General features: G+C 60.3%; 12 protein-coding genes and 3 pseudogenes. 7 read left to right on the top strand and 8 right to left on the bottom strand.

Features of this window, described 5'->3' with window-relative positions; translation table 11 throughout:
• The first annotated feature begins 286 nt into the window (after positions 1 to 286).
• Together KS03_RS00830 and KS03_RS31935 are read left to right on the top strand one after the other, a co-directional pair.
• Positions 287 to 4768: an NACHT domain-containing protein gene (locus tag KS03_RS00830; RefSeq protein WP_208455638.1), complete on the top strand. Its 4482-nt coding sequence runs from the start codon at positions 287 to 289 to the stop codon at positions 4766 to 4768.
• Between the two features lie 8 nt (positions 4769 to 4776).
• A complete protein-coding gene (locus KS03_RS31935; protein ID WP_158335141.1) occupies positions 4777 to 4953 on the top strand; it encodes a hypothetical protein in 177 nt (58 codons plus the stop codon).
• A 617-nt stretch (positions 4954 to 5570) separates the two neighbouring features.
• Here KS03_RS31935 and tnpC read toward each other — a convergent pair.
• From tnpC to tnpA, 3 genes are all read right to left on the bottom strand, one after another.
• Positions 5571 to 7157, bottom strand: a complete 1587-nt coding sequence (gene tnpC, locus KS03_RS00820; protein WP_012732733.1) for an IS66 family transposase — start codon at positions 7155 to 7157, stop codon at positions 5571 to 5573.
• Positions 7158 to 7256: 99 nt separating this feature from the next.
• Entirely contained in the window at positions 7257 to 7610 is a 354-nt protein-coding gene (tnpB, locus tag KS03_RS00815; RefSeq protein WP_012732734.1) for an IS66 family insertion sequence element accessory protein TnpB, read from the bottom strand.
• On the bottom strand, positions 7610 to 8065 hold the full coding sequence (gene tnpA / locus KS03_RS00810) for an IS66-like element accessory protein TnpA (RefSeq protein ID WP_012732735.1): 456 nt from the start codon (positions 8063 to 8065) through the stop codon (positions 7610 to 7612). Before tnpA ends, tnpB begins: the two co-directional genes overlap by 1 nt.
• A 212-nt stretch (positions 8066 to 8277) precedes the next feature.
• Between tnpA and KS03_RS33270 the strand changes: the two are divergent.
• Positions 8278 to 8445 (top strand): annotated as a pseudogene (locus tag KS03_RS33270) (RHS repeat-associated core domain-containing protein); the annotation flags it as partial.
• Between the two features lie 26 nt (positions 8446 to 8471).
• Here KS03_RS33270 and KS03_RS00805 read toward each other — a convergent pair.
• From KS03_RS00805 to istA, 3 genes and pseudogenes are all read right to left on the bottom strand, one after another.
• Positions 8472 to 9113, bottom strand: a pseudogene (locus KS03_RS00805) (IS3 family transposase); the annotation flags it as partial.
• Between the two features lie 236 nt (positions 9114 to 9349).
• Positions 9350 to 10099, bottom strand: coding sequence for an IS21-like element ISBmu3 family helper ATPase IstB (istB, locus tag KS03_RS00800; protein ID WP_012732736.1), 750 nt, complete (start codon positions 10097 to 10099; stop codon positions 9350 to 9352).
• 15 nt (positions 10100 to 10114) lie between these two features.
• Complete coding sequence (istA, locus tag KS03_RS00795; protein ID WP_017433187.1) at positions 10115 to 11665, bottom strand: IS21-like element ISBmu3 family transposase; 1551 nt, start codon at positions 11663 to 11665, stop codon at positions 10115 to 10117.
• A 48-nt stretch (positions 11666 to 11713) separates the two neighbouring features.
• Between istA and KS03_RS32210 the strand changes: the two genes are divergently transcribed.
• Positions 11714 to 11851 carry a hypothetical protein gene (locus KS03_RS32210; RefSeq protein ID WP_017924734.1) on the top strand — a complete coding sequence of 46 codons (138 nt, stop codon included), beginning with the start codon at positions 11714 to 11716 and terminating at the stop codon, positions 11849 to 11851.
• Between the two features lie 289 nt (positions 11852 to 12140).
• Here KS03_RS32210 and KS03_RS00790 read toward each other — a convergent pair whose 3' ends face one another.
• Both KS03_RS00790 and KS03_RS00785 read right to left on the bottom strand, forming a co-directional pair.
• Positions 12141 to 13160, bottom strand: coding sequence for an IS110 family RNA-guided transposase (locus KS03_RS00790; protein WP_012732738.1), 1020 nt, complete (start codon positions 13158 to 13160; stop codon positions 12141 to 12143).
• A 211-nt stretch (positions 13161 to 13371) separates the two neighbouring features.
• Positions 13372 to 14377: pseudogene (locus KS03_RS00785) on the bottom strand (IS3 family transposase); the annotation flags it as partial.
• On the opposite strand from KS03_RS00785, the gene KS03_RS30745 reads away from it, so the two are divergent.
• From KS03_RS30745 to KS03_RS00775, 3 genes are all read left to right on the top strand, one after another.
• Complete coding sequence (locus KS03_RS30745) at positions 14376 to 14564, top strand: hypothetical protein (RefSeq protein ID WP_127913914.1); 189 nt, start codon at positions 14376 to 14378, stop codon at positions 14562 to 14564. The pseudogene KS03_RS00785 and the gene KS03_RS30745 sit on opposite strands and share 2 nt — an antisense overlap.
• A 606-nt stretch (positions 14565 to 15170) precedes the next feature.
• Positions 15171 to 16358: an aminotransferase class I/II-fold pyridoxal phosphate-dependent enzyme gene (locus KS03_RS00780; RefSeq protein WP_012732740.1), complete on the top strand. Its 1188-nt coding sequence runs from the start codon at positions 15171 to 15173 to the stop codon at positions 16356 to 16358.
• A gap of 126 nt (positions 16359 to 16484) precedes the next feature.
• Positions 16485 to 17603, top strand: coding sequence for an FAD-dependent oxidoreductase (locus KS03_RS00775; RefSeq protein ID WP_017432722.1), 1119 nt, complete (start codon positions 16485 to 16487; stop codon positions 17601 to 17603).
• The last annotated feature ends 2 nt before the right edge of the window (positions 17604 to 17605 follow it).

Raw genomic sequence — 17605 nt, 5'->3', positions numbered from 1 at the left:
CGTTGCGAACCAAGACACGTTTCCGAAAGAGGGCAGCGATGGCGATTTCACTCGATGAGGCCAAAGCGATCTGTCGTCAAGCGACCGACTCGCAGGCCGGCGACGGCGAAGGAGCGTCTTGGTGGAATGAGGGTACCGACGAACCTCGTGACGTCGTAGCAGCACGAACGATCAGCATCGCCGCGGAGCTGAATGCATGGCACCCGTCCCGCGAAGTGATTTTGTTTCATCCTCGTCCTAAGAGAGCCCCGCGCTGCGGTTAGCCAACTCGCAGCTGAGAGATGGCTTGGCTTCCACCTTCACTGCCTTCGGCCTTTTTTATCTCATGTCGCTTCCCGATATTGACTTCAAGGAAATCCGCGTTCATCGCACCAGCCAGGCCGACGCATTCGAGGAGCTATGCTGCCAGCTGGCGGGGGACGAACCGCTGACGGATCGCACTCGCTTCGACAAGAAGGGGCGGGGAGGAGACGGAGGCATCGAGTGCTTTGCCACGCACGCTGACGGCTCGGAAACCGGATGGCAGGCGAAGTTCTACTGGGATATTGACAGACTGCTCGGCTCGCTCGACAAATCACTGACGAAAGCGCTTGATAAGCATCCTGCCATGAACCGCTTCATCGCGTGCTTCCCGTTCGATCTGGCGGATTCGCGCCGTGATGATGTGACGACGGCATTCACGAAATGGTCCAAGTGGCGGGAGCGCCGCGTCGGCGAGGCAGCGGCTGCCGGCCGGACGATCACGATCGATCGCTGGGACGCGAACGAGATAAAGCAGAGACTTACGGATAGCAACCCGAGGTCTGCGGGTCGGGTAGCCTTCTGGTTCGACCAAGAACTGCTGAGCTTGGACTGGTTCCGAAAAGCCTTCGGCCGGACGGCGGACAGCCTGGGGGACCGCTACAGCCCGCAGACCCACATCAACATCCCGGTGCGGCAGTCGATCCTCGCGACAGTGTGCGACCCGTCGATACTAGAAGCGTTGAAACTTCCTGCCGGACGCATAAGGAGTAGTCTTGAGCGGACGCCCGAATCGGACAACGCTGCACGCTCGGCCGCACTGGCCGTCGCGACCGAACTGGATACGCTGGCTGGCGAACCTGCGCATTCATTGCCGTTGACGGAGCTGCGCCGCAGGATCGATGCGGCCGCCGACCTGGCCGTCACATGGCATGACGAACTTCGGGGCCATCAGCATGGTCGAGAGTGGAACCCCGAAGTGACCGCCGTTTCCAATCTGTTAAATGCGTTGCGCAATGCGGCTCGCGTTGTTCGCGCGGAACACTGGGAACGTCTTGAAACTCGGGCGCTTCTGGTGGTCGGTGATGCTGGAAGCGGCAAGTCCCATTTGCTCGCTGATGCCTGTTCACACCAGATTGAGAACGGCCGACCTGCCGTGATGGTGCTCGGCGGCAAGCTTCCGGACGCCGAGCCGTGGGGCGAGATCCTGCGGGATCTCGATCTGCCGCGCCATCTCCAAGTGAAGCAGTTCCTTGGAGCGCTCAATGCCGCCGGCGAGGCAGCGGACGTACGCTCGCTCGTCGTGATCGACGCACTCAATGAGAAGAATGGCCAGTTGATATGGCCAGAACGCCTCGCTGGCCTCTTGAGCGATGTCAGGCAGTTTCCCTGGATAACTGTGGTGCTGTCATGCCGAACGACGTATCTAGATGTCGTGATCCCAGACACGCTCGATCCATCGAGGTTACCGCGAATCGAACACGAGGGCTTCGATTACGAGGACGTAATGCGTTATCTGCGTCGGCGGGGCATTAGCTTACCCGAGGCTCCCCGGCAACTTGACGAGCTGCACAATCCGCTTTTCCTTCGTTTGGCCTGCGATGCCCTGAGGGCCGAAGGCGAGGTATTAATGACGGACAGCCTGAACGGGATTTCTGAAGCGTTCCGGCTCTTTACCTCTACCGTCACACGCCGTGTTGAAGCAACAACGAAGGTGTCGTCACGCCGCAATCTGGTTTTGAAAGCGATCGAGGCATTGACGACGGAGATGTCCAGTACAGGACGTGGAGAGGTCGACTTCGAGCGCGCTGACGAACTCGTGCGCTCGATCTACGATGGCAACGATATCGAGCGGGACATGCTGTTCCAGCTGGAAAACGAAGGGCTGCTGGCAGTGGAGCAGGCCGCGCTTTCCAGCGCCGAATCCGGGAAACTAGTCCGTTTCACGTTCGAGCGGATGGGGGACCATGCGATCGTCGCCACTCTTCTGAATGGCAGCATGATGTCCGAGGGAACGGGGGCTGTGTACGCTCCAGGGACGCTGCTCCACCAAGCGCTGGCTGACCGGCACTCCAAGATCATTCCGGGGCTCTTGGAGGCGCTCGCGATACAATTGCCCGAAAAGCTGAATCTGGAGCTTCCGGATCTGGATCTTCCGGATTCGGCTGACATGCCATTAGCCTCGTGGGTGGACGAGGCGTTCGTTCAGAGTCTCCTCGCTCGCCGGCCGACGGCCTTCGGCGACAGGACCTGGCAGCTCGTGGACGCGTTGGGCGACGAACGTCTCCGTTTCGACACGCTCATCGCATTGTCGACCGAGCCGGAGCATCCGTTCAATGCGCGCGTGCTCGATCGCGAGCTCCGGAGCCTTGCAATGCCGCATAGGGACGCCCACTGGTCTGCCCATCTCGCTCATTCGGACCGTGCGAAGACTTTGGTCGACTGGGCGTGGAGCGCCGATCAGACCCGCGTCACGCTCGCCCGCGCAGAACTGGCCACCATACAACTGACCTGGTTCCTTACGACCACCTCCCGCTCCCTCCGGGACAGAGCGACAAAGGCGCTTGTCGCACTGCTTGCCAGTCGCCCCGAGCTCGCAATCAATCTGTGGAGCGGTTTCAAGAATGTTGACGACGGATATTTGACGGAGCGCCTGGTCGCCGCTCTCTATGGTGCAGCCATGCAGGGCATGTGGGAGCGTCACGACCTATCAGCCGTCGCTGTGACCATCTATCGTGATCTTTTTGCGAAACATACACCCCCGGTGAATTCGCTGCTGCGCGATCATGCCCTGGGACTGATTGCGTACGCCATCCACCGCGGAGTGGCTAGCAGCGAAATTGATCCCCAGAATCTTAGAGGACCCTTCCTCAGCCCGTGGCCCATCGAGCATGTACCTGACGAAACGATCGCGGGCTACATGCGCCAGTTCGGTGGTAATGGAAGATTTCCTGACGAAATTGTCAGCTCTTGCCAGGACGGTGATTTTGGCCGCTACGTTCTCGACTACGCGGTGGAGGACTGGAGTCCGGCTCTGGCCGGAACCTCCCCGCTGCCGAACGCGCTGGATCTGCGAAACGCGTGGTTTGATGAGTTCACGGCCACAGCGACTCCAGCCATGATTTCGGCGCATGCCCAACTCGTTGATACCCTCGCCCGCGAAAATCCCCGCGACGCCGTCATAGTGGGTGAGGCCCGCGACCGGATCAGGGCGGCGAAGGCGGCCTTCCGGGCGGCCGTCGGCCCGGATATCTTCGAAGAATGGCGTGAGCGGGCCGAGCACTGGCGCGCCGAAGGCATGTACCAGAGCTATGCAAACCACTCGGGTCCGGTCGGGTTCAATCTCGCCTGGGCGCGGCGCTGGGTCGTGAAGCGGGCGCATGATCTCGGCTGGTCGGAGCACCTGCATGGAGCGTTTGATCGAGAGGTCCGTGGCGATCGGCACGAGCACTCGCTTGAACGAATTGGCAAGAAGTATCAGTGGCTGGCGCTTTATGAACTGGTCGCGCGGATGAGCGACAATCTCGAACACCTCCCGGATCGCGACACCGATCCGCTTCGGTTACGCAACATCGACCCTTCGCTGCTGGTCGATCATGTCGCAGCAGATGACGAGGAGGAGATTTTCGTGAGGCCGTTTTGGATCGGCGCCACACCCGAACTTGCTGCCCGTACGCCCAGCGAGGCGATAACATGGCTGCGTTCATCCGCAGACATCCTCGATGGACTCGATAACGTCGCTGTCAGGTCGGAAGGCGACGCTCGTCACTGGCTGGTACTCGCTGGATTCAAGGCTTGGCGAACGCCGGCGCAAGGCATGCATTGCGAGGCGTGGCGCCGTTTAGCATGCGTGGTCGTGCGAGCGACCGACCGCGACACGGTGTTGGAGTCGATGTCGGGTAGTCATATGACGGACTCGCACGACATTCCTATGGCTGCGGGGGGAGGGTACCGTGTTCATCTTGGTGAGTATCCGTGGCGGTTCCATGAGGATGGACAAGACGACTGGATCTTCGACTGGCGCCGTGTCCGTCCAACCACGCGACGTGGGAACAGAATTCCCGTCAGGCCAACCACGACGGAGTACAACGCCGAGGCGGGCGGTTACGACGGCTCAGTCAGAGATAACATCAACCTGCGTCTGCCGGCACGGTGGTTAATGGATGGACTGGGCTTACATCTCACAGATGGTCGCTCGGTCGTGTACCAGGATGCTCGGGGTGTCGCCCGCTTCATGGACCCGTCCGTGGCGATGGAGGGCGAAAGCGCCGCACTGGTCGACCGTGACGCCTTCCTCGGATTGCTTGAGCGCGACGGTCTAGTTGCTATCTGGACCGTGGCCGGCGAGAAGAACGCGTACGGTGATTCACCGGGCGACGGCTTTGGGGGACGGCTTACCTTTACGCGGCTGTTCTACTCTGACGGTAGTGAGATACGTGGTCGTGATAGGCTCGAAACGTTCTACGAGCCGTCGGAACACCAACTAGCCGCTTTCATGGGCGAGTCAGGAGGCGGTCCAGACGAATGATGGGCCCGGTGAGCTCACGGTCGCGGATTCGCTCGGCAACGGCACCGCTGCAACTCCTCGGCGATAAGGCGCGGGGCATCGTCAGCTTCGAGCAGGCCTCGGCGATCGCCGTCTCGATGACCGACTACGTGCTCGAGCTCATGCGCACTGGACCGGCCGCGGACGACGACGCGCGCGCGTCGTGAGGCCGCTTGAGAAGTCGACGCGAGGCCCGGGCACGCTCAACGGGCTGGTCCGGGCTCGCGGAGCGGTGATCGCGTGGTGCCGCGTACACCGCGGGGTTGGGCACCTTTTGATGGCCGCATATCCAGATGCCGCATCGCGCCAGTGTCGGAATGGCTCCTCAAGGACCTGTCCCGGCTTCGTTTGCGAAATCAGTGACCTCATTGGATAAAGTAGTGAGCTTCGACGTCAGCGGACGCCAGGACGCTTGTTGGTAATTGCGTCACGATTTTTAGCGAGATAATTTTCCAAGTATTTTTTGTATAACGGACAATGATTCATTACGAAGCATCTCATCGTTACGTTGAGGTAGAGCTCTTTCGCGAGTTCATAATTATTCTTGAAAAAAGATATGTCTCTTTCTGCAAGAAAATGAATTGAAGAAAAGTAATTTTCCTGCCTATTCGATAATTCCTCGCCCAATCCGATCATTTCATTGGATAAAAATATATCTTTGTCGGAAGTTTTCATCTGAGAAAGTCGCTCTTTGAAAAGCAGAAAATCGTAGCGGTGTGGATTCTTCGTAAGCGCTCAATTCGCCACACGTTGACGGTCGGGCCGAAGCTATGCGCTCGATCGATCAAGGCGGCGGCGGTGTAGCCGTTTGCCGTTTCGCGAAGTTGAACGGCAGCAAGTCCGTGATGTCGGCATCCGGGGCTCGCTGAGGCAGTTCGGTGAGCACATGAAGCAGGTAGGCATACGGCTCGACGTTGCATGCGCGGCACGTGAGCATGAGACTGTAGACCATTGCGCTCGCCTTCGCGCCAGCGACCGTGTCGCTGAACAGCCAAGATTTGCGGCCTGTGCAGAAGGGCCTGATGTCGCGTTCGATAACGTTATTGTCGATTGGGGCGCGGCCGTCGATGACGTAGCGGCTCAGATACTCCCATTGATTGCGCGTATAGCTGATCGCCTTGCCCAGCAGACTTTCGGGCAACACGTGTGGCGCCTGCTCGTCCAGCCAGGTCTTGAATGCAGTGAGCAACGGCACGCTATGTTCCTGGCGTAATCGGTACGTGTAATCGTCGCGGGTTTCTCCTTCGGGCAGACCGCCCTTGGCGAGCGTCTCGACCTGATACAACGCCTTGAAGTACTCAAGAGCCTGTGCCGCACGCCCACCGGGCTTCTTCTGACCTTTGAGCGCATCGACGAACGCCCTACGGGCGTGGGCAAGGCAGCCCAAGTGCGTCGCTGCGTCGAGCGTGCGCCACGCAGCGTAGCCGTCACTCATCAGCATGCCCGTGTATCCGGCCAGGAACGCTTGCGGATACTCTTGGCCGCGCCCTGGCTGGTAGTCGAACAGCACCACCGGCTGCTCGCATTGCTCGGCACTGCGATAGACCCACATATACGAGGTGCTTTGCGCGGTCTTGCCCGGTTCTTTGAGAACCTGCACCGTCGTCTCGTCGCCGTGAATCAACTGTTGCGATAGCAGCGTTTGGCGCAAGGCCTCGTACAGTCGGCTGTAGTGCAGTTGAGCGGGCCGGATGATCCAGTTGGCCAGCGTGCCGCGGCCCACCGCGATGTTCGCGCGCGAGAGCGCATCCTCCATGCGGTATAGCGGCGTGCCATCGACATATTTGCCCGCCGTCACGGTGGCGATGAGCGCTGCGCTCGCATTGCTGCCCGGCAGCGGCTGCGCCGGCATCGGGGCGGTCACGATCGGCGTGCTCTCGGCATTGCGCTCGCAGTGGCGACATGCGTACTTGAAGCGAACGTGCTGCAGCACAGAGGCTTTCACTTCGAAGTGCAGTTGCTCGCTGACTTCTTCGCCCATGCGATGCATCGCGCTGCGGCAGCAGGGGCAGACCTTCTCATCGTCGGGTAGATCGTATTCAATGCGCTGGCGCGGCAGCTCGGCCGGCAACGGTTTGCGGCCTCGCTTGCCCCGCTCTGGCTCATCGGGTGCGGGCAGCCCTGTGTCCGGCAACGCGAACGCGTCGTCGTCGGGGTCCTCCGATGGCGCTGCCGCAGCCATCTGCTCGGCCTCGTCGAATACGCGGTCCTTCAGCTTCTCGCTGCTCGGTGCGAAGCGTTTGCTCTGCGCCAAGCGGAACTGCTCCTCCAACTGGGCGATGCGTTCGCCTAGTTGTCGGTTGCGCGCCTCCAGTTCTCGGATATAGGCCTGAGCGGCCGACGGCAATTGCGAGAAGTCATGTTCGTCCATGCCGCTCACCATACCGGAGCGGCGCGCCCAGTGGGTTTACGGAAATGGGCAACAACCGTCGCGCGCGTTGTTTACCGACAACATCAGTTGGCGCCGCCTTCAACTCGCATGACGATACCGGCGCGCCGGGTGTCGCTGCATGGCGTCGATATCGATGCCGTCGAGCAGCCAGTGAAGCTGCTCGGTCGTCAACTCGATCACCGCTTGCTCTCGGTGGGGCCAGACGAAGTGGTCCGCTTCAAGACGCTTTAACATGAGCCAGAAGCCGGTGCGCTCATACAGCAGCAGCTTGACCCGATTGCGCTTGCGATTGCGGAACGCGAATATCGCTCGCGCGAACGGATCGAGCTGTAACGACTGCTCGACCAGCATCACGAGGCTGTTGATGCCGGCTCGGAAATCAATCGCATCGCGGTGCAAGTAGACCCGCAATTCGGCGTCGAGCCGAAACATTAGCGCACTCCCAATGCTTCGATCATCGCTCGCACGAGGGCGGCATCGTGCGCTGCGCATTCGAGTCGCAGCGTCACGCCATTGGGCAACTGCGCCGAAAGTCGAGCCTGCACGGCGGAGCTTATCGAGTGGTTCTTCTTCGGCGATTCAGGCGCGGGTGCGCGCTGCGCCACGGACATCACGTCGTTGACGGTCACGACCGGTACGAATGCCGATGGCGCCGGCTTACGAGTTGTCGTCAGCGCAGTCCCGCTCGTACGCTCGCGCAAGTGAATCCATTTATGCAGTTGGTTCGCGTTGACGCCGGCCTTCAGCGCAAGTCCGGCAATCGACGCACCTGGCTGCATACAGGCCTCGATCAGCTTGCGCTTACCCTCTGGATCAAAGCGTCGCTTGCCGGTGGCGGTCACGCCCGTCACCCGCAGCGGAAAGAAATCAACTTCGTTCTCTGTCATAGGTTGCGTCCGCAAGTTGTGGTTGCGGACGCAAGCCTGCGCGCATTCATCCGGGAATTCTAGGTGCGCTTAAATTCGCGCTTACGATCGCGCCATTGTATCAAGAGCGCATCGTGCTTTCGAAAGGGCGATTACGTGGGTGTCTCGAATTCTGTATAGGAAGTACTCGTTGCTGAGGTGGTCTCGCTCGTTCGGACAGGCATCCGAAATTTGGCCTTGGCCGGTGTGAACGCTTCGCGTTCGAACTGGCGAGCCACATCGTCGATCCCGGCAGGCCCGACACCGCGCGCACGCCGGGCGGCAGTGGCAGCCGACGCGAGACTACGTTGCCGGATTCGGTGCCCAAGGTGCTGGGCAACCTGCTCCGGGAGTATGCCGGTGACCTGCCTGATTTCTTCGGACCGCTTCAATCTTGGGGAACGGCCTCGATTGCCTCAGTTGAACAGTATCGCTGCTTAAACTCGTTGGGCGTCAGATAGGCCAAACTCGAATGCGGCCGGATGCCATTGTAGTGACGCCGCCATTGCTCAATGACGACCTTGGCCTCGAGCCGTGTTCGAAACCATTCCAGGCTCAGGCATTCGTCCCTGAACTTGCCGTTGAAGCTTTCATCGGTGCCGTTTTGCCAAGGCTTGCCGGGATCGCTCAACGCCATCTCCATGCCGTTGCGGGCGGCCCATTTCAGAATGGCGCGTGACACGAACTCCGGCCCATTGTCCGAACGCAGGTAACGTGGCGCACCGTGCAGGCTGACCAGTCGTGACAACACTTCGATCACCCGCCCCGAGCGAATCGACCCTCCCACATCGATGGCCAGACATTCGCGGGTGTATTCGTCGATCACCGTCAGGCACTTCAGCTGCTGACCGTTGGCGCAGGCATCGAACACGAAGTCATAGGCCCAGACGTGTCGAGCCGCCGTGGCTGGCTGAGGCCCAGGGCGATGCACCGATACCCGCCGGCGTGGGCGTTTGCGAGGCACTTGCAAGCCCGCGAGCCGCCACAGGCGCCAAGCCCGGTCGGCACTCATCGGATGGCCTTGCCGATCTGACCTGCCTGATTTCTTCAGACCGCTTCAATCTTGGGGAACGGCCTCGATTGCCTCAGTTGAACAGTATCGCTGCTTAAACTCGTTGGGCGTCAGATAGGCCAGACTCGAATGCGGCGGATACCATTGTAGTGACGCTGCGGATTTCGGTGATGGTGATCAGCCGTTTCGGCGAACGTGATCAGTTTGGAAGGTGGTGTTGCGCGGTCAATAGATTATAGAGAAGGTGATCACGATCAGGATGCGGGGGACTGCTTGGCGTTGGTCTTCCGCATCGATTCGCCCTTCAACGGTAGCTTGTGGGCCTGATGGACGAGCCGGTCGAGGATCGCGTCGGCGAGCGTCGGGTCCTGCAGCCAGGCGTGCCAGTGTTCCAATGGCAGTTGGCTGGTAATGATCGTGGAGCGCGTGCCAACGCGATCGTCGAGCACTTCGAGCAGATCGTTTCGGGCACCCTGATCGAGGTCCTGCAGGCCCCAGTCGTCAAGCAGGAGGACGTCCATCTTGGCGAGCTGCGCGAGCCGCCGCGTGAAGCTGCCGTCGCCGTGCGCGATCTTCAATTCCTCGAACAGCCGGGCAACGCGGACGTACATCACGGAGAAGCCTTGTCGGCAGGCCTGCTGACCGAACGCGCACGCAATCCACGTCTTGCCTGCTCCGGTCGGTCCCGTCAGGATGAGGTTTTGTGCATTACGGATCCAGTCGCAGCCAGCAAGTGCGGCGACGACGCTCTTGTCGATGCCGCGACTCTGCCGGTATTCGATGTCCTCGATGCAGGCCTGGGGATTCTTGAGTTTCGCAGACTTCAGCAGCCGTTCGAGCCGCCGAGTATCGCGCCAGGCGAGCTCGCGTTCGACGACCATGCCGAAGCGCTCTTCGAACGATAGGCTGGTGCTGGCGGTCAACGCCGCTTGTTCCTCGAACGCGCGGGCCATGCCGTCGAGCTTCAGGGACTTGAGCTGGGTTAAGGTTTGCTGCATCAACATCGCGACCTCCTTGGGTCAGTGGTAATACTCGGGCCCGCGCACGTTCTTGTGATCGGGCGAATGCCATTCGGTGGACGGAATCGGGAGCATCGGCTGTCGGTCCAGGCCGGATTCGAGGATCGACAGCACGGAGCGGCGGGTCGGCGAACCGATCACGAGTGCCCGCTGGCAGGCGGCTTCCAGCCGTTCCTTGCCGTATTTGCGAGAGAGCGACAGCAGCCCGAGACAGGCGCGATACCCCATCTCGGGATGGGGCCGGTTGGTCAGCAGGTGTTTGACGATCGCTTCAGCACCGGGACCGACGGAGGCGCCCCAGTTCAGTAATCTTCCAGGCGTCCATTCCATGTGGGCACGATGTGCTGCCGGCATGTGCTCGGGCAACGTCGTATGCTTGTTCCGAAGTCGACTGCGGGCATGGGCGGCGACGCGCTTGCCACGGTGCAGGATCTCGACGCCGTGTCGCGTGACGCGCGCGTAGACCTCTTGACGCACAAGGCTGTGCGGGACGCTGTAATAGTGGTGATCGACTTCGACGTGGTAGTCGATGTTGACGCGGCACTTCACGAAGGTCGCGATCTCGTAGCGGCGTGCCGGCAACGGGCGCAGCGCCGGTCGATCGAGTCGCTCGAACCATTCGCGACGGTTGCCGTCGAGCTTCTTGAACGGGCGTCGGTTCAGGTCGGCGATCAGTTTGCCGATCGCCTTGTTCAGCTCGGCCAGACTGTAGAAGCGGTGGTTGCGCAGCCGAGCGAGGATCCAGCGCTCGACGATCTGTACGCCGACCTCGACCTTCGCCTTGTCCTGCGGCTTGCGCGGCCGCGCCGGCAACATGGCGGTCGCGTAGTGGTTCACGAAGTCCTGCGTCGTGTTGCCCAGCACCGGTTCGTACCGGTCGGCCTTGGCGATCAATGCCTTGGGGTTGTCGGGCACCAGCAGTTCGGGAACGCCACCGTAGAATTCCAACGCGTCGATCAGGCTGCCGATCCAGTCGGGCATGGCCTCGGAACGCGCGGCACATGCATAGGTGTAGTTCGAGGCGCCGAGGACGGCCACGAACACGTGGGCCTTGAACGCGACGCCGCCGTCGCGGCCAAGAATCGGCACGGTCTGTCCGGCGAAGTCGGCGAACAGCTTCTCGCCGGCGCGGTGTTGCTGGCGCATCGAGCGCTTCAGCGCCGCGGCCCAGTCCTTGTATCGCTGGCAGAACTGCGTATAGCGGTAGGTGCGTTGGCCGGGGTGAGCCTCGACGTACTCCTCCCAGAGTAGCTGCAGCGTCACGCCCTTGCGGCGTAGGTCGCGGTGCATCGCCGCGTAATCCGGTTCGACCCGCCGGGTCGGGGCCGCCGTTTCCTCCGGCAGGTCCAACCTGATCTCGAGCTCGTCGTCGGCGAGCGGTTCGACAGCAGCCCAGTCGAGGCCGGCCGCGCTGGCGCGCGCGGCGTATGCCGAGATGGCGCCGACGCTGATGCCGATCGCGCGGCTGATCTGGCGGTGCGACAGGCCGCACGCCCACTTCAGCCGCAATACTTCCTTCAGTTTGCGCATGCTCATCCGATGTGCCGGCATCAACCTGTCCCCTAAAAAGAGACGAGGCTAACGCCCGTCGTTGATCACATGCGCAACACCACCCCCGAGCCGGAACGGCCATCCCGTTTCGGTCGCGTGATCAGCTGTTTCGGTTCGCTGATCACTCATTCCGGGAACGTGATCACCCGTTTCGGCAAGATGATCGCTCGTTTCGGAAACCGGTGATCAGCGATCATGTATGAACGCGTCCCGTTTGCGCAAGTTTTCGGGTGTTCAGACTGCGACAGGATGGGTTGCGGCTATGTATTCGGCCTTGTTGCAGCCGATACGTCCGCTGCGGGCCCCGATGAAATCCGCTGACTTGCTCCTCATTACCTTCACGAGCTTGAGGCTCAGTGAACGCTCCAGGTTTAGCAAGTCCCGGTCCTACCTGTCTTGTCATCTCACACGATTGCCAACGCAACCTTTCGACGTCCACCCTGTTAAAAGTTAATCTTCCGAGCCGTGCGGCCGCCTAGACCGGCCGCACGCTCACGTGATCTTTCTTGTACGGTCGGTCGTGAGCGAGCACCGCCCAGATCGTCCGCGCCATCTTGTTCGCCAACGCGACCACTACCACATTAGACGGTCGCCGCTTTTTCATACCCTCTACCCAAGGGCCGGGCTCCTTCGCATGCGCCAAGACGGACCGAGCGCCATGAATCAGCAACGTGCGCAAATACGTATCGCCACGCTTCGATATCCCGTGCAGGTTCACCTTACCGCCAGTGCCAGTCTGCTTTGGCACCAATCCCGTCCACGCCGCGAACTCGCGTCCCGATTTGAACGCTTTCGGATCGCCCATCATCGCGACAACTGCAGTCGCCGTCAGCAAGCCGACGCCCGGAATCTCGATAACCGCTTGTACCGCCTTGTCATCTTTCTTCCACGCTTGTAGCCGTCGCTCGATCGTCGCAATTTCTTCGTCCAACTTCTCCACTCGCGCCCACTGCTCGCGCAACGTATCGATCAGTACCTTCGGTAGTCGAGTTTCGACACGTGCGAGTGCGTCGGGAATAACCTTGACCATCGCGGCCCGGCCTTTGCCCATCACCTCGCCGAACTCGGCCAGCATCCCGCGCAAGCCGTTGATCTGCATTGTTCGGAATCGGACCAATTGCTCACGCTGACGATGCATCATCAGCACTGCTTGCTGCATTTCACTTTTGATCGCCACCGCCTTGCGCGGTTGCTGGACCGCCAACCAGATTGCCTGCGCGTCCATCGCATCGTTTTTGTTGCCGACGTTGAATGCCTTCACGAACCTGGCCGGCATCAACTTGACCTCGTGACCCATCTGCATCAGTTGCCTGGCCCAGTGATGGGCGCTACCGCACGCTTCCATGCCGATCCGGCACGGCGCACGATTCGCGAAATACTCGAGAAGCTGCGCCCGCTTGATCTGCCGGCTTACGATCTCGCCGGTTTCCGGGTCAATGTAATGCACTTGAAAGACGCTCTTTGCAATGTCGAGTCCAACAGGCGTAGCATTCACTTTGGATCCTCCGGTTGCCGGGAAATGCGTGCATTTTCCACCCGGGCACATCGATGCCGTCGGCCCGTGAGGATCCACCTTCCTTTGCTCCTGCGTTCACGGGTGGGACGCGTTCATTCCATTACCTTCGACCGAAACGACCGATCACCATCAATCGGAACCACTGATCACGTTCAACCGAAATCGCTGATCACGTTCGCCGAAATACGCAGTGACGCCGCCATTGCACAATGACGACCTTGGCCTCGAGCCGTGTTCGAATCCATTCCAGGCTCAGGCATTCGTCCCTGAACTTGCCGTTGAAGCTTTCATCGGTGCCGTTTTGCCAAGGCTTGCCGGGATCGCTCAACGCCATCTCCATGCCGTTGCGGGCGGCCCATTTCAGCGTGGCGCGTGACACGAACTCCGGCCCATTGTCCGAACGCAGGTAACGTGGCGCACCGTGCAGGCTGATCAGTCGTGACAACACTTCGATCACCCGCCCCGAGCGAATCGACCCTCCCACATCGATGGCCAGACATTCGCGGGTGTATTCGTCGATCACCGTCAGGCACTTCAACTGCTGACCGTTGGCGCAGGCATCGAACACGAAGTCATAGGCCCAGACGTGTCGAGCCGCCGTGGCTGGCTGAGGCCGAGGGCGATTCACCGATACCCGCCGGCGTGGGCGTTTGCGAGGCACTTGCAAGCCCGCGAGCCGCCACAGGCGCCAAGCCCGGTCGGCACTCATCGGATGGCCTTGCCGATCCAGAAAAATCTGGATCCGACGGTAACCGTAGCGCGGGTATTGCGCCGACAGCATACACATCACTGCCAGCCCCGGCGTATCGCGCTTGGCGAGCCTCGACTCGTAACGCAGCGCCGACCTCGCCACCGACATCAGCGCGCACGCTCGCCGTTCCGACAGGCCACGCGCTTTCGCGTAGGCAACCTGCTGACGGCGAGCAGGCGCGCTCACCATTTTTTGCGTTGATCTCCTTCATCACGCCGAGTTCGAGATCACGCTCGGCCAGCATCTTCTTCAGTCGTGCGTTTTCCTGCTCGAGCTGCTTCAGGCGTTTCACATCAGCGGCTTCCATCCCGCCAAAATGCTGACGCCAGTTGTAGATCGTCAGCTCGCTGATCCCGTGCCGCTTCGACACCTCGGCCACCGGCGCCTTGTCCGCCTCGCGCAGGATCGTGACCATTTGCTCTTCCGTGAACCGGTTCTTCTTCATGACTTCCTTTCTCCTTTGGAAGCCATTCTCTCAAGTTTCAACTGATCCGAAAATCACCGGACAGGTCAGCGGCTCATCGTTAATTCGTCAATTCCTCATCAATCGACCCGTCTGTATCGAGCATCAGATCAATCACTCGCCTTCGGCGCAAGGTATTTTAGATTCACGCACCAACACAAATGATTGAAAACAAAACAAAATCAAACTTCAAAACAAAATAAAACAGAATCTCGAAACCTCATCCCCTCGCTCATCACAATGACTCAAATAAAGTTGACTTATAAAAAGCCATGTTCTACGATTCAAATGAAATGATGAATTTTATAAAACGCAATCACCAATGTAAATTCGTGCTGTTGTTGCAACGATCAACCAAACAGATCTCGGTACATCTCACTCGCACTCCAGACGGAGTGGCACCCTATTTTATTTGTTCACAACAATCACACAAAAATTTTTTACAAGCCCTCTAGTTTGAAACTTTGTTGCACGAAATTCATCGAATCGAAGGTTACGTTGTTTGCATGAGCCGCCTCCAATTCCATTTGCAGAATCAACGCACTGGTCAAAAATTAGCAAAAATATAAAAAGGGGACTATGCATGGTGCAGCCCATATTCCTCAAAGTGGTTTTCAATTTTTAGAGCACGTCGGCAAATTGAGGTCGGCGATCAGATCACGGGCGTGCATCACAAACCGCGACGTTAATGGCGAGCATGACATCCCCTCTGATCAGATCCATGAGTAAGGCAGCGCATGTCTATTGAATCGAACATCGGGAAGAGAGGGGTCCAGTGACTCATTCGCTTGATTCATATGCAGAGCAAAAACTCGCGGAACTGAGCGCATCGAATTTGCGTCGCGTTCTCACGGAAACGGATCGAAGCGAAGGGATCTGGATTCGTAGGGACGGACGTCGGCTGCTTTCGTTCTCATGCAACGACTATCTCAATCTCACCCAGCATCCAGCGGTGAAGGAGGCGGCGGTCGCCGCGATACGGCGTTATGGAGCCGGTGCGGGCGCGTCACGGCTCGTGACCGGCAATCATCCGCTGTTCGCCGATCTGGAAGCACGGCTTGCCGGCCTTATGGGCACCGAGACCGCTTGCGTGTTCGGTTCGGGTTACCTCGCGAACTCTGGCATCGTGCCGGCCCTCGTCGGCAAGGAGGATTTGATCCTCATTGACGAACTCGCGCACGGTTGCCTGTGGGCGGGCGCGCAGTTGTCGCGCGGCCGGATAGTCGCGTTCCGCCATAACGATCTCGTCCACGTCGAGGCGCTGCTGCAAGAGCATCGGCACACTCATGGCAAGGCGATTCTGTTGACCGACGGGGTATTTTCACAGGACGGCGACATCGCGCCGCTCGAGGAACTGGTCGCCCTTGCCGATCGTTTCGATGCCTGGGTGATGTCAGACGACGCGCACGGCATCGGTGTTGTCGGGCACGGGCGCGGCGCGACCTTCGCGACAGGGCGCGACGCCCGAGTGCCCTTGAAGATGGGAACGCTAGGCAAGGCGGTGGGCAGCTACGGCGGCTATCTTGCCGCCTCGATTCCAGTAATCGACTTGATCCGCAACCGCGCGCGCACCTATGGACTGACAACGGGCCAGCCCCCGGCGACAGTCGCGGCGACCATCGCGTCGCTTGAAATCATCACCACCGATCCGGTGCTTGTCGAGCGACCACTCGCCAAAGCGAGGGCGTTCGCCGCGTTATTGGGCATCCCCGAGCCACTGACTCCTATCGTGCCGATCATCGTCGGCGATGAGATGGCTGCACTGAACGCCTCGCGCATGCTTGCCGATGAAGGTTTTTTCGTCACCGCGATCCGTCCGCCCACGGTGCCGCGTGGTACGGCCCGCCTGCGCATCCTGATCACGGCGGGTCATCCCGATGACGAGATCGAGCGTCTCGCAACGGTAATTCGACAGCGCGTTCCGCACTCCGACGCGTTGGTCGGGCGGAATCATCTGCAGTAGTCCGGGCGGCGGGCCGTCACAGCTGCTTCCTGTCAGCTGCCGCGACGTCGCGTGATGCGATCGATTCATGGAGAAGACATGAGGGAAGTTGGGGAGAAGGGGCGTGCGCTAGTCATAGGCGCCGGCGTGGCCGGCCAGACGACGGCGCTGTGCCTGCACGAGCGCGGCATCCATGTGACGGTAGTCGGCGAGAAATTCGCACCGAACATTACGTCGGTGGTGGCCGGGGCCTTGTGGGAATGGCCACCCGCCGTTTGCGGTTATCACCACGACGAGATCTCGCTGGAGCGCTCGAAGCAGTGGTGCATGGCCTCGTTCCGCAAGTTCGAGGCACTCGCGGCCGATCCGGCGACGGGCGTCTATATCCGTCCGGTCAATTTCTACTTTCGCAACCGCATCGAGGAACACGCACTCCATCTCAAGAAGATGAACGAGATCCGCCAGCACGTGCCGGGTTTCCGGCGCGACCCGGCCCTGATCCGCGAGAACGGCGTGAATCCGGGCATCGGACTCGTCGACGCATATTGTCATCTCGCGCCAATGGTCGATACAGACGTCTACATGGCCTGGCTGATGGATCAGATGATCGCAAACGACATCCCGGTCATCCAGCAGCGGATCGAAGGTGAGCTGCAGATGAACGAGGCGCGCCTGAAGGCGGATTTCGGCGTCGATGCGATCGTCAACTGTGCGGGACTCGGCGCGGCCGAGTTGAGCGGCGAGCCGATGTATCCGTTGCGCGGTGCCGTGATCCGTCTCGTGAACGACGGCAGCAGAATGCCGCGCCTCGATCAGGCGCACTGCGTGTCACACGATCATGTAACGGGTGTCGACGAGATCGTATTCATCGTGCCGCGTGGCGAGGACCGAATCGTGCTTGGTGCGATCGCGGAAGCCGACGAATGGGGAACGGACATCGGATTCGACAATCACGAACCGATCCGGCGAATGTATCGGCGGGGCATCGAATTCATGCCCGCGCTCGCGAACGCCGAGATCGATCCTGGCGAGCCGGTGCGGGTCGGGCTGCGGCCGTTCAGCCATGGCAACGTGCGTCTCGAAGCGGTATCGGGCACCCACATCCTGCACAACTACGCGCACGGTGGGGCCGGTGTGACGTTGTCGTGGGGTTGCGCGCTCGAGGCTGCGGAGCGGGTCGAGAACATGCTGTCAGCCGCCCCGGACGGCATCGAGCAGGATGGCCGTCCAGGCGCCCACGCCAACGACGTGCGGGTCGGGGCTTGATC

The organism is Burkholderia glumae LMG 2196 = ATCC 33617, from assembly GCF_000960995.1.
In the GTDB taxonomy this organism is placed as follows: Bacteria; Pseudomonadota; Gammaproteobacteria; order Burkholderiales; family Burkholderiaceae; genus Burkholderia; species Burkholderia glumae.
The sequence above is the reverse complement of the archived record's forward strand: the minus strand, read 5'-3'. Positions and strand labels throughout refer to the sequence as shown.

Excerpts from the sequence above, each read along its gene's own strand:
- istA (WP_017433187.1), bottom strand. The coding sequence starts at position 11,665 with ATGCCGGCACATCGGATGAGCATGCGCAAACTGAAGGAAGTATTGCGG.
- istB (WP_012732736.1), bottom strand. The coding sequence starts at position 10,099 with ATGTTGATGCAGCAAACCTTAACCCAGCTCAAGTCCCTGAAGCTCGAC.
- KS03_RS32210 (WP_017924734.1), top strand. The coding sequence starts at position 11,714 with ATGCGCAACACCACCCCCGAGCCGGAACGGCCATCCCGTTTCGGTCGC.
- tnpC (WP_012732733.1), bottom strand. The coding sequence starts at position 7,157 with ATGGACGAACATGACTTCTCGCAATTGCCGTCGGCCGCTCAGGCCTAT.
- tnpA (WP_012732735.1), bottom strand. The coding sequence starts at position 8,065 with ATGACAGAGAACGAAGTTGATTTCTTTCCGCTGCGGGTGACGGGCGTG.
- KS03_RS30745 (WP_127913914.1), top strand. The coding sequence starts at position 14,376 with ATGACTTCCTTTCTCCTTTGGAAGCCATTCTCTCAAGTTTCAACTGAT.
- tnpB (WP_012732734.1), bottom strand. The coding sequence starts at position 7,610 with ATGTTTCGGCTCGACGCCGAATTGCGGGTCTACTTGCACCGCGATGCG.